Below are 12659 nucleotides of genomic sequence, written 5' to 3' on the forward strand. Positions count from 1 at the left end.
CACCCGGGCATGACCCTGATCCCGGACACGACGTTAATAAATAGCTGAACGCAAGATCATGACTCAAATCGACTCAGCACCGCGTACGTATCAAACGGCAGATAACGTGATTGTTTGTCACGCATGACCTTGATCATCGCAATGTCCGGATCACTGGCAAAAAACAGGCGGCCACCGTTGGCTACGAGGTAATCGAGCAACCGCTCCTTTTCCCCGACGATACCTTCCGGGTTGCGGTCGTTGGCCGTGGTGACCGCCAGGCTCAGCCAGTGGGTTCCGGGGATCAGGTCGCCGGCAAACACCACGGGGCCACCCGGCATGGCGATTTCCGGTATCAATTGACCCGGCGTGTAGCCTTCGCTGAAGTGCAAGCGCCAGCCGTCCCCCAGTTCCTTGCAGCGTCCTCCCTCGACAAGCATCAGCCGGCCGCTGCCTTCGAGCCTGTGCACGATCTGCCGGACGAACAGTGCGCGGTCATGGGGATGGTTGTGCAGGGCACGAAACCAGTGACGCTCCCCGGTGATGTAGCGCGCTGCGGGAAACAACAGTCGCGGTGTATCGCCATCGTCAATCGCCGCACGGGTTTCGGGGCTCAGTTGCGCATGCAGATGACTGAGCACCACCGTGTTGATGTCGCTCTCGGTCAGCCCCTGTTGCGCCAGGCTTTCCAGCAGGCCCGGAACGTGCTTCTGGCAGGTGCATGCCCGGCGCGGCGGCGCGAGCAATGCGCTCGCTCCCGCCAGCACCAGGATGTTCCTGTCCCCTTGCTGAACCAGTAATCCCCGTGAGGCAAGTTGCACCAGATTGTCGTGATCGGGCCTGATCCAGTCGAGCCAGGTATGCCTGGGTGTATTGCCGAACATCACCCCACCATCCAGCTTGTGACTTCTACCATCCAGCGTGGATAAACGACGGTTCACAACATTTCCTCTTCGAATAGGCAGTACCCGCTACCGGGTCCAGTCATCACAACAACGTAAGGACAGCGCCGACGACGATGAGCTGCGCCGTCAGCCCGAACGCCAGGATCAAGGGCTTGATACCCGCCTTGCGCAGGTCCTGCACACGGGTGCTAAAGCCCAACGCGCCCATGGCTGCGGCCAGCAAAAGGTCATCCAGGCCGACGACAAACTGCCGAACGCCTTGGGTCAACGGCATCCAGGAATTGATCAGCATGCAGCCCACGAAACCCAGCACGAACACCGGCACCGTTACCGACGCCGCGGCTTCATTCCCGGCCCTGCCGCGCGACCACCACAGCCCGACGCCAATCAATACCGGCGCGAGAAGCAAAACGCGGATGAGCTTGGCAACGATCGCCGCCTCGGCCGCCTGTGGGTTCATGGCTTGACCTGCGGCCACGACCTGGGCGACTTCATGCAGGGTGGCCCCGGTGAAGACGCCAAAGGCGTGGCTGTCGCCCAGCAACCCCGGCGCGAGGCTGAAAACCCAGGGGTAGGCCAGCATGCCGAAAGTACCGAACAGCACGATGCAGGCAATGGCAATGGCGACCTGGTCGTTGCGTGCCCTCACCACCCCCGCGCTGGCGAGGATCGCCGCGGCGCCGCAGATGGCGTGGCCGGCGCCGATCAGGATGACCGTCTGGCGCTCCATGCGCAGAACGCGCACACCCAGCCAGATGGCCAGGGACAGTGTGGACAGGATCAACAGCACATCGATGATAAAGGCCTGCACACCGAGCGCCTGCACCTGTTGCACGGTGAGACGAAAGCCGTACAGCGCCACACCAACACGCAACAATGATTGTTTGCAAAGCTGCACGCCACTGGCCAGGGCGAAATGGACACTGCCCGGAGTCAGGTTGCCCAGTGCCAGGCCGAGCAGCATGGCCAGTGTCAGTGCGCCCAGGCCGCTGCCATGCAGCATCGGAGCCGCAGCGAGCCAAAGGGCGAAACCGGCCAGGGTGAGGCTGCCGGCCAGGCCTGGAAGCAGATTGAAAGGAGAACGAAGGCTTGCGACGAGCATGAGCAAATCCCGGCCCGATCGGGCCAAAAAGAATTCGAAGGAGTCTGCGAGACGCGAAAAAAACCGCTGCCGAAGCAGCGGTAAAGTGCACAGCGTCGTGAAACGGAGGATTACTTGCCGTAGCGGCGTAGCGCTGCCGGGCTGTAGTTTTCTTTCGAAGCCAGCTGGTTGAAGACCATCTTCTGCTGGGTCTCGTTGGTCATGTAGTTGGTGGAGTAGCGACCCGAAATGAAGTCATAGGTGGCTTCCATCGCCTGGAACGGCACATCCACATCCGGCAGCTGAATCGGGTAGCTTTCGTACATGCGCCACAGTTCGCCACGGCTGTCGTACATCTCCGAACTTGCGATCTGCCAGTTGTCTTCGTCTATGTAGAAGCGACGCTTGCCATATACGTGACGGGCGCCAGGCTTGAGGGTCGCTTCGACCACCCAGACGCGGTGCTTCTCATAACGCACGTACTGCGGGTCGATAGTGTTTTTCTTCAGCAGGTCGGCGTATTTCAACGACTTGCTCGCCAGCTTGTAGCTGTTGTACGGGATCAAGCGTTCCTGCTTGCCGATCAGTTTCCAGTCGTAACGGTCCGGGGCGCCGTTGAAGCCACCCACGCCATCGGAGGTCAGTTGGCCATAGCTGTAGCGGGCACTGTTGTCGTAGGCCACGGTCGGCGCTCGACGCACCCGACGCTGGCCGGGAATGTACTGCCAGGCACCGCGTGGCTCGGCAACCTGGTTGACCGGCTCGTGGACCATGGTGATTTCACCGGCCACGCGTGACGGGCTCAGCGCGCGGATCATGCTGAAGTACAGGGCGTTTTCTTCCGGTTGCAGGTCACTGACCGCCGAGCGGAAGTGCACGCTCTGCTCATAGGTCACCAGGGTGCTGGCACCGCTGTCTTCCACGGTGGCCGAAGCCATTTCGCGCTGTACTGAGCTGCCGATGTAACGCGCCAGGTGGTTCCACATGACTTCCAGAGGTTCGGTCGGCATCGGGAACGGCACGCCGGTGTTGTAGCCGATGATGCCGTAGCCATTGTCGGCCAGCGTCACCTTGCCGGCGTTGTCACGGGTAGCTGCATTGACCTTGTCAGGCATGTGCGTGGTGCGGTGCGACGGATAGACATTGATCTGGTAGGTCGCGGGGAAACGCTTGAGCATCGCCACCTGCCCTGGCGTCAGCAGCTTCTCGTACTGACCGATGTTGGCTGCAGTGACCACCATCGTCGGCTTTTCGCTGGCGAACGGGTCGGTGTAGTCGCCATTGGCACTGGCGCTCAGGCTGCCCGGTTTCAGGCCGCCGTCCCAGGCCGGGATACTGCCGTCGGCGTTGGCGGCACGCTCGCCGCCCATGGCATTGAGGCTGGTGCCCAGTTTTGACGTGTCGGCGTCCTTGGCGTACAGCGATGCACTCAGGCATGCCGAAGCCAGAACGGTCAGTATGAGGGGCAGTTTTATCAGTTTCATGGTCATCAGAAGCTCACCTTAAGGTTGACCGATGCAAAGTCACGGTCGTCGAGGGTGCTGAAGTCGCCACCGAAGAAATCGTTGTAGTTGAACTCCAACGAGTAATTGGTGCGGTATTCAAAGAGCAGCGAGAGACCCACTGCTTTTTGTCCTTCCTGGAAGTTGGGGCCATAACCGTTCACGTCATGGCGAAAGTTGATACTCGGGGTCACGACGGTCGACGGCAGGACGCCTTCGTAAGCCAGGGCACCGCGCAGGCGGTAGCCCCACGACCAGTCGGTGTAGAAGCCGCGGTTGTCGTTGCAATTGTTGGCGTTGAGGTTGGCGATCTGGCCGGCGTTGAGGTTGGCCGTGCCCGGCGTGACGCAGAAGCTGGCCGGCACCGCTGGATTGAAAGGCGTGGTGGTCAACTCGCTGCGGCCATAGGCACCGCTACGGCCGAAGCGCTCGTTACCCAGGTCACTGATGTGGTTGACCGCCCCTTCCGCCGCCCAGGAAAACTTGCTCGCACCCAATACGTTGGACACGCTGTCGGTGGCACCCAGCGAGAACTGCGACACCGGCATGCGCTTGTAGCCTTCGATCGGAGCACCCAGGGCCGGGGCAACGCCCGGATTGGTGAACGGCGTGTTGGGGCTGCGCAGCAGGAACTGAATGGTGTCGTTGCCGTTGAAACCCAATGGCTGGTTGGGTCGGTAGCTCAACTCGCCAAACACCGCCGTGCTGCCGACCACGCCGCTGAGGCTCAGGCCGAACAGTCGGATGTCCTCGGGGTAGACCGAGTTGTAGCTGGCGGTCGAAATGTTCGCCAGCGAACCGCCCGGCCCGGAAATCGGCCGGCTGACCGCCGTACCGTTGAACGATGCGAAACGGCTGGCGTAGTTGGCGTAGTACAGGCCCAGTTCGGCATCGTTCAGGCTTTCGATGACCTTGTGCAGGGCTATACCGTACTGGCCGCCGTCATGGGCGTAGTCGGTCTGGCCACGCGGAACGAAGGTGCCGGCTCTCAGGGCGGTGGCGGTGGTCTTGTCGCCGGTCAGGCCGGCAACGATCGGACCGCAGCCTTCCGGCGCAAAGTCGGCGGACTGGAAAAAGGTGCCGCAACCGTCCAGTACCGAAGGCCGGAAGTTGTATTGATAGAAACCCTCCAGGCTCAGGGTGTCGTTCAGGCCGAAATTGAACGAGACCATCTCGACCGGCAGCTGCCCTTCCTTGAGTTCGACACCCGGACGGTTGAACGCCGACACGTCCAGCGGGTTGATGGCGTTGATGCCGTTCTGGAAGAACAGCGCTTCACCCCAACTCAGTACCTGCTTGCCGACCTTGACGCTCAGCGGATGGTCGGCCACGTCGAAGTTTTTCCAGACATAGGCATCCAAGGTTTCGAAGCCCTGAAACTTCGCCATGTCCGGCCAGCCGGAATCGTCGAATTTCTTGAAATCGCCGTTACCGCTGTCCAGCGCGTGGTCATACCAGTACTTGAAGCGAATGAAGGCGCCCTGATTGCCATCGTTGAAGTCGAACTCGGTCAGGCCCTTGTACACCTGGGAAATCGTGTCGTGCTTGGAGAAGTTCAGCCGGCCGTCGTCACCGTTGGTGTCGATGCCCTTGCCGTTCTTGCCGATGCTCCTGGCGTCCGGGGCGTACATCATGCCCGGATCCGGGTTGCGCAACGCCCAGCTCTGGCCGTAGGTCAAGGTGGTGTTGGTGGTCAGCGACCAGTCGTCATTGACATCGAAGGTCACGGCGTACGCCTGCTGGCTGGCGAAGGTCGCCAAAGCGACGCCGACGGCCAGCAGGCAGGGTGAAAAACGCCGCTGTTGCAGGGTGGAGATGGCTGTACTGCTCAACATGCATGTCACCTTTTTTTGTTTTTAATGGTGCAGCGCTCCCCGCACCGGGGCCTTTGGGCCCCAGCGTGAGTGGGCGTTGTGTGGCGTCTTAGAGAGGGTTGCGGGTGCGCTCGTGCAGCAGTTTCGCGGGGATACCCAGCAGCAGGACCGTCGCGCCGAACACCAGCAGGCCGGCGATCACATCAAAGGCGACGAACAGGCTGCCGGTCTGGGTCTTGACGGCGCCCACCAGCACCGGGGCGATCATCGCGGCGATGCCACCCAGGCTGCTGATCAGCGCAATGCCGCCAGCAGCGACGGGGCCGCTGAGGTAGGCCGGTGGAATAGTCCAGAACAGAGGCACGGATGACAGGCAGGCGGCGGCGCCCAGGCTCATGAACAGTACCGACAGCTCAAGATTGCCCTGGAAAATGCCGAGCAAAACGAAGCTGGCAGCCCCCACCAGCATGGTCAGCGCCAGGTGCCAGCGACGTTCCAGGTGTTTGTCGGAACTGCGGCCGAGCAAGTACATGGCGACCAGGGCGATGCAGTACGGCAGGCTGCTGATCAGGCCGATACGACCGATGTCGGCAAGACCGAAGCTCTGGATCAGGCTCGGCATCCAGTACGCCACGGTATTGGTGCCCGAATAGATGCAGAAGAACACCAGGCCGGCCAGCAGCACCCGCGGATCACGCAGCAACTGACGAAACGAGGCATGGGGATTGCCCTTGATCACATTCTCTACTTCAAGCTGTGCCTGGACGACGGACTTCTCATGAGCGTTGAGCCAAGGGGCGTCCTGTGGTTTGTCGACCAGCCAGAACCAGGCGAACAGGCCCAGAAGCACAGCGGGGATACCTTCGAAGACAAACAGCACCTGCCAGTCGCGCAGCCCTGCCCAGCCATGGAAATGGGTCATGATCCAACCGGCCAAGGGCCCGCTGACGATCCCGGCAAAGATCCCGGCCATGATGAAGATCGACGTGATGCGGCCACGGCGTGATGCCGGGAACCAGTAGGTCAGGTACAGAATCACACCCGGAAAAAAACCCGCCTCGGCAACGCCCAGCAAAAAGCGCGCGATATACAACCCGGTCGCGGAGCTCACCAGGCTGGTGCCGATGGTCACCAGCCCCCACAGCACCATGATGCGCATGATGGTCAGCCGCGCGCCGACCCTTTGCATGTAGAGGTTGCTCGGCACTTCGAACAGCAGGTAACCCACGAAGAACACCGCCGCGCCCAGCCCGTAGGCGGCGTCGCTCAGCGCGAGATCTTCAGCCATGCGCAACTTGGCGAAAGAAATGTTGATCCGGTCGATCGAGTTGATCACATAGGCGACAAACAGGAACGGCAACAGGCGCCAGGTGATCTTGCGAAAAATCTGTTGTACCTCGTGTGCAGATGCCGCACCCGTCAGGCATTGGCCTCGTTCAACCACGCTAGTCATTGCTTCTCCTCCTGCGACAGACGCATTGGAAACATTTCTTGTTGTTATTTTTCACACGCCCGACGGCGCGATTGGAACAGGACAGGACGACCCGCCCTGCCCGCCTTCATTGCGCAGCGGATAACGCGCGCAGTTCTTCATCGAGCATCGGCACACCCAGCTCGCAGGCTTCAATACCCTGCAGGCTGACGATCTTCAACACTTCCAGCACCTGCTCGCGGGTCGCGCCCAGTTGCAGCGCTGCCTGAATGTGACGCCGCGTGCCATGGCCATACAGGTGCGTGATGGCGGCATCGCCGGCGATGCACAGGAACTCGATCCACAGCGGTGGCAGGATGCCGTCCTTCCACAGCCCGAAGCCCATGCCGAGGAATTTCTCCAGATAGGCCGGATCCCACTTGTAGAGGGTCTCCCACAGCGGATTGAACATCCCGCCGGCGCGCACGGCATCGCAGACCGGTGTCGCACCCGCTGCCACTGGCTCATCGGCTACGCCGGCATTGGCCAACTCCTCGGCAAGGATCGGCACCCCGAGCGCACAGGCATGGATGCCGACCACACTGGCCAGCTTGAACACTTCGAGAATCTCGGCACGGGTCACGCCCAGGCGCAGCGCATCACGCACATGACGCCGCACGCCGGGAGCGTACAAGTGGGTAGCGGTGACGTCGATGTTCAGACGGATCAGCGCCACCAATTTCGGATCGAGGATGTCGTTGACCTGGCTGTCCTCGACCAGTTTCATGAAGCTTTCGGTCCATGGCCCATCCCACTCGGCCATGCGGTCCAGGCTTTCATCGAACAGGCCGGCGGCGCGTAGCGCGTTGTAATTCGGGGTATCGCTCATCGTTCTTCCACTCGCTTAGAAATGAGGTCAGATCACGCTGCCGCCATTGGGGCTGAGCACCTGGCCGACCAGGTAATGCTCGCCGGCCAGATACAGCACGGTGCCGGCATACTCCTCGACCGTACCGAAGCGGCCCAGGGGCACCCCTTGCCACAAACGGTTGCGGGCTTCCTCACCAATGGCATCCAGGTAGCTGTTGAACGCAGGGGTGGCAACACCGCCCGGGGCCATGGCGTTGACGAAGATGTTGGCGCCAGCTACCTCGTAGGCCACCGACTTGGTAAAGCTGATTACCGCACCCTTCGTGGCGCAGTAGTGCGGGCTGTGAGCGCTCTTGCTGGACAGGCCGGCAATCGACGCGATGTTGATGATCTTGCCTTCGCGCTGCGGCTCCATCAGCCGCAGTGCCGCACGGGTGCAATAGAACATGCCGTGCACATTGACGCCCCAGTAGCGGTGCCATTCCTCGTCGCTGATCGCGCTGGTGAAACCCAGCGAGCGACGCGGTTCGGGGTTCGACATGTAGCGGTACAAGGCATTGCGACGCAGCGTGTCGACTTCACGGTTCGGGGTCAGTGCGGCGTTGTTGACCAGCACATGCAGGGTGCCGAAACGCGCGACGATCAGGTCGAAAATGGCGTCCACTTCGACGCTCGACGACACATCGCAGCGCACCGCCAGGCATTCGGCACCCTGTGCTTCGACGGCATCCCGTGCCTGCGCCAGCGACTCTTCGCTGACATCGCAAATCACTACCTTCGCTCCGGCCTTGGCAAAAGCCACGGCGCACGCCTTGCCCAGGCCAGGACCAACGCCGGTCACCAGGGCGACTTTATTCACAAGATTCATTGCACACTCCATGGAAACGGGTGAATCAGGCGACCGGCAGCGTTTTCGCCACCGGCCTGCGTCCGGTCACGTGTGACTCAATACTGTCCCGGCACGGTAAAACCACGCTGACCGGGCTTGCGGTTCGGCGCCATGCCCAGCCTGGCGATGGTCTCGTCAGCGCTGGTGTAGGTCTGGCCGATCTTGTAGATCTCTCGCGCTTCCTTGCCGCTGGCAATCTCGCGACCCAGCTCCCGGGACAGACGCACGGTCTGTTCGATCTGCTGCACCGAGGTCATGCGTTCGCCCTTGCGACCCCACAGGGTGTCTTCGATGCCGACACGCACATGCAGGCCCATGGCAATTGCCATGGCGTTCATCGGCAGCACCGCGCGCATGGCGCTTTCCATGGACAGCACCGAGCCCGGCGGGGTGCGCTTGACGAACTCGATCATGTCGGACGGATCCAGGCCCGCCGCGCCGCCACCGATGGCGACGTAGTTCAAAATCAGCGGCCCGGTGTACAGGCCCTTGCGAATCAAACGCTCGACGGTTTCCAGCTGGTGCACGTGACCGAGCATGAAGTGCGGCTGGATGCCGGAGGCCTGCAGGCGCTTGAGGTGCTCGATGAAGAACGACGGACGCGCGTCGGAAACCATCTCCTGGTAGGCGTTGAAGTACGCAGGCTGTTCCAGGATGGTGCCGGCGATGTCATCGGCCGTCAGCAGCTCGCAGATGTTCATCTGGCTGGTGTTGATGGCGATGGTCACCTGGTCTGGCTTGGGCGACAGGTCGGCGAGCATGTGCCGGGTGTCGTAATCCAGCCAGGTCGCCGCCTGCCCTTCGCTTTCCGGGGCGAAGGAAATCGATCCACCGACCTGCAGGACCATGTCCGGCACAGCCTGGCGCAGCAGCCCGAGCATCTCGTTGAATTTGCTCAGGCGCTTGGAACCCTTGCCGTCTTCTTCACGTACGTGAACGTGCAGCACGGTGGCGCCGGCGTTGTAGCAATCGATCGCCTTCTGGACCTGATCGTCCATGCTGACCGGAATATCGTCCGAGTCGGCAGGCGTCCATTGCGGACCATAGGGCGCCACCTGAATCACCAGTTTTTCCTGGTTTTCCGGGAACAAGCTGTCATCAAGGAAATGCATCGTAACTTCTCCGTCCTGTCTTATCGTTATTGAACGAATGAGCGGTGTAGCTGCTCGCATGACTGAAAAGTTACTGCTTTCGTGCTGGATGTTTTTATCATCCTGGCACCAGCTTTTATCATTTCGGCACATTCCCGACCGCCGCTGAACGCGCCCCTGCAGGAGCGATGCTTGCTCGCGAAAAACGCCAGGCCAATACGGGCATCCAGACAGCCCGCGTTATCGTTGACGTCCATCGCGGGCAAGCCTCGCTCCTACAGAGGGATGTGTACACCGCCGCGGGTTTTGCGCCACTCCCGCGGCGTACAGTCGAACCAGCGCTTGAAGGCACGGGTGAAATTGCCCTGGGTCTCATAGCCCAGACGGCTGGCGACTTCGGCGATGGGCAGATCGGGGTCAATCAGCAGGCGGGAGGCCATATCCTTGCGAGTCTGCTCCAGGAGCAACTCGAAACTGGTCTGCTGCTCGCTCAGGTGGCGATAGAGGGTGAAGCGATGCACGGCAAAAAATTCAGCCACCCGTTCCGCCGAACAATCGCCCTGCAACAGCAACGCTTCGATGACCTGGCGAACCCGGCTGGCCAGGTCTTGACCTTCTCGACCCTGCAGCTCGTCGAGGTGACCGCGCAGGAAATCTTCCAGTTGGCGATCGTGGGCAGCGCGCGGTTTGTCAAGCAAGGCCTGGGGAAACAGCACTTCATGTTGCGACTGTCCGAACCACACCGGACAGCGGAAAAAATGCTCGTACAACCCTGCCGAGCGCGGCTTGCGATAGGCGATGCGAACCAGCGCCGGTCGCCAGGTGTGGCCGACGATGAGTTCCATGATGGTGACGATGGCGGCCAGGTAAGCCGTCAGCAACTGATCGCTGCCGGGCACATTGCCGACAATGGAAAGGCGCAAACCGGCGTAGCCTCGCTCCTCGACCAGGGTCAAGTGCAGACCGCGATACCACAACCCGCAATAGCGGATCAGGCTCTCGGTGGCGGCGCGTACCGTCGCGGCGTTGAGCACGAGAAAGCGCAGCGGACCGGCGTTTTGCAGGTTGGCCCGCTGGCCGAGCAACAAGCCCAGATGATCGCAGCCCGATAGCCTGGCCGCTTCCTCGAGAATCCTGCCGTGGGTGATGACAGGCAACGGGCTCAGGTGCTGCTTGAACGAGTCGGGATAAATGCCGAATCCGCCCAGCAATGGCCAGGGATCGACCCCATGCTCCTGCAGCACCACCGGCAACGAGACGAGCGCACCCACCGGAATGGATTTATCCGCAACCCGTGGGCTCGCTCGCTTCATCGCCAGGCTCCGTGAATGGCGCTAGAACTGCTCGGGATCGAATGCCTTGAGGGTTTCGGCGCCCGTGTTGATACGCTGCAGGTGTATCGTCGTTTCGGGCAGTATACGCTCGAAGAAGAACCGGGCTGTGGTCTGCTTGGCGCGGTAGAAATCGCCATCGGCCGAACCTTGCGCAAGGTGGCGCCGGGCAGTGACGGCCATCTTCGCCCATTGCAGACCGAACGCAACCAAGGCGGTCAGGTGCAGGAAGTCCACCGCACCGGCGGCGGTGGCACTCGCATCGGCGCTGCCCATGTATTCGACGGCCATCACCAGATCTGCCAGGGCGAGGCGCAGCGCCTGTACTTCCTTCAACTCGTTGCCATGCTCGTCGCAGAAGTCGTCCACCAGCTTCAGGAAACGCCGCATCGCCCGCCCATCGTCGAGCCTGAGCTTGCGCGCTGCGAGATCCATCGCCTGCACGCCGTTGGTGCCTTCATACAGCGGGGTAATCCGCGCATCGCGCTGAAATTGCTCCATGCCCCACTCTCGGATATAGCCGTGCCCGCCGAAGCATTGCATCGCCATTCCCGTGCATTCCACTGCCTTGTCAGTACAGTAAGCCTTGATCATTGGGGTGAGCAGGCCAAGCAGGTCGCTGGCGGCCTCACGCACTTCGGGGTCCGGGTGCTTGTGCGCCAGGTCGACCTGCAGGCCGGCCCAATAGGTGAGCGCCCTGCCCCCTTCGATGAATGCGCGCTGGGTCAGCAACATGCGCTGCACATCGGGGTGCATCACGATCGGATCAGCCGGCTGCCCAGGCGTCACCGCGCCACCCGGCGCTCGCCCCTGAAGGCGTTCACGGGCATAGCGGGCGGCATTCTGGTAGGCCACCGAGGCCAGGCTCAGGCCCTGAACGCCGACCGCCAGGCGTGCGCTGTTCATCATCACGAACATGACGCGCAGGCCTTGGTGCGGCTGGCCGATCAGGTAACCGGTGGCACCGTCGTAATTCATCACGCAGGTCGGGTTGCCGTGGATGCCCATCTTCTCTTCCAGGGACCCGCAACGTACCGCGTTGCGCTCGCCCAGCGAGCCATCGGCGTTGACCAGGATTTTCGGCACGATGAACAGGCTGATGCCTTTTACACCCGGCGGTGCGTCCGGCAGGCGGGCCAGGACCAGATGGATGATGTTCTCGGCCAGGTCATGCTCACCGGCGGAGATGAAAATCTTTGTTCCGGTGATGCGGTAGCTGCCATCTGCCTGCGGCTCGGCGCGAGTCCGTAGCAACCCAAGGTCGGTACCGCAGTGCGGTTCGGTAAGGTTCATGGTGCCGGTCCAGCGACCCTCGATCATCGGCGGCATGAACAGCGCCTTTTGCGCCTCGCTGCCGCCATTGGCGATGGCATTGACCGCGCCATGACTGAGGCCGGCGAACATCGAAAAGGCCAGGTTGGCACTGGTCATGATTTCCCGCACGGCAATGCCCAGCAGGTGCGACAGCCCCTGACCGCCGAATTCGGGCGACGCGGTCAGGCCGGTCCAGCCACTTTGCGCGTAAAGCTGGTAAGCCTCGCGAAAACCTGGTGCGGTCGTCACTTCGCCGTCGGCCAGCTTGCAGCCCTGCTGATCGCCGACGGCGTTCAACGGCATCAGCACTTCACTGGCGAGTTTGGCGGCTTCCTCGAGGATCGCGGCGACGACATCCGGTGTGGCCTCGGCGAAGCCCGACAGGTCGGCGTAGTGCTCCACTTGCAGCAGTTCATCGAGGACAAAATGCATGTCCCGTAGCGGTGCGTTGTAAGTTGCCATGGTCGCCTCC

General features: G+C 61.7%; 10 protein-coding genes. All 10 read right to left on the minus strand.

The window, feature by feature from the left end; translation table 11 throughout:
• Positions 1 to 56 precede the first annotated feature (56 nt).
• On the minus strand, positions 57 to 920 hold the full coding sequence (locus OH720_RS19280; protein ID WP_272602482.1) for an MBL fold metallo-hydrolase: 864 nt from the start codon (positions 918 to 920) through the stop codon (positions 57 to 59).
• A gap of 46 nt (positions 921 to 966) precedes the next feature.
• On the minus strand, positions 967 to 1986 hold the full coding sequence (locus OH720_RS19285; protein WP_272602483.1) for a YeiH family protein: 1020 nt from the start codon (positions 1984 to 1986) through the stop codon (positions 967 to 969).
• Between the two features lie 110 nt (positions 1987 to 2096).
• Positions 2097 to 3455 carry a DUF1329 domain-containing protein gene (locus tag OH720_RS19290; protein ID WP_272602484.1) on the minus strand — a complete coding sequence of 453 codons (1359 nt, stop codon included), beginning with the start codon at positions 3453 to 3455 and terminating at the stop codon, positions 2097 to 2099.
• Positions 3455 to 5302: a DUF1302 domain-containing protein gene (locus OH720_RS19295; RefSeq protein ID WP_272602485.1), complete on the minus strand. Its 1848-nt coding sequence runs from the start codon at positions 5300 to 5302 to the stop codon at positions 3455 to 3457. The genes OH720_RS19290 and OH720_RS19295 overlap by 1 nt, the downstream gene beginning before the upstream one ends.
• Before the next feature lie 88 nt (positions 5303 to 5390).
• A complete protein-coding gene (locus OH720_RS19300) occupies positions 5391 to 6734 on the minus strand; it encodes an MFS transporter (protein ID WP_272602486.1) in 1344 nt (447 codons plus the stop codon).
• Between the two features lie 106 nt (positions 6735 to 6840).
• On the minus strand, positions 6841 to 7581 hold the full coding sequence (locus OH720_RS19305; protein ID WP_272602487.1) for a carboxymuconolactone decarboxylase family protein: 741 nt from the start codon (positions 7579 to 7581) through the stop codon (positions 6841 to 6843).
• A 27-nt stretch (positions 7582 to 7608) separates the two neighbouring features.
• The gene (locus OH720_RS19310; RefSeq protein WP_272602488.1) at positions 7609 to 8430 is read right to left on the minus strand and encodes an SDR family NAD(P)-dependent oxidoreductase; all 822 of its coding nucleotides are present in this window, start codon (positions 8428 to 8430) and stop codon (positions 7609 to 7611) included.
• Between the two features lie 77 nt (positions 8431 to 8507).
• A complete protein-coding gene (locus tag OH720_RS19315) occupies positions 8508 to 9563 on the minus strand; it encodes a 3-keto-5-aminohexanoate cleavage protein (RefSeq protein ID WP_272602489.1) in 1056 nt (351 codons plus the stop codon).
• A 254-nt stretch (positions 9564 to 9817) separates the two neighbouring features.
• A complete protein-coding gene (locus tag OH720_RS19320; RefSeq protein WP_272602490.1) occupies positions 9818 to 10855 on the minus strand; it encodes an AraC family transcriptional regulator in 1038 nt (345 codons plus the stop codon).
• Positions 10856 to 10876: 21 nt separating this feature from the next.
• The gene (locus OH720_RS19325; protein WP_272602491.1) at positions 10877 to 12649 is read right to left on the minus strand and encodes an acyl-CoA dehydrogenase C-terminal domain-containing protein; all 1773 of its coding nucleotides are present in this window, start codon (positions 12647 to 12649) and stop codon (positions 10877 to 10879) included.
• Positions 12650 to 12659 lie beyond the last annotated feature (10 nt).

It is taken from the genome of Pseudomonas sp. WJP1, assembly GCF_028471945.1.
GTDB lineage: Bacteria > Pseudomonadota > Gammaproteobacteria > Pseudomonadales > Pseudomonadaceae > Aquipseudomonas.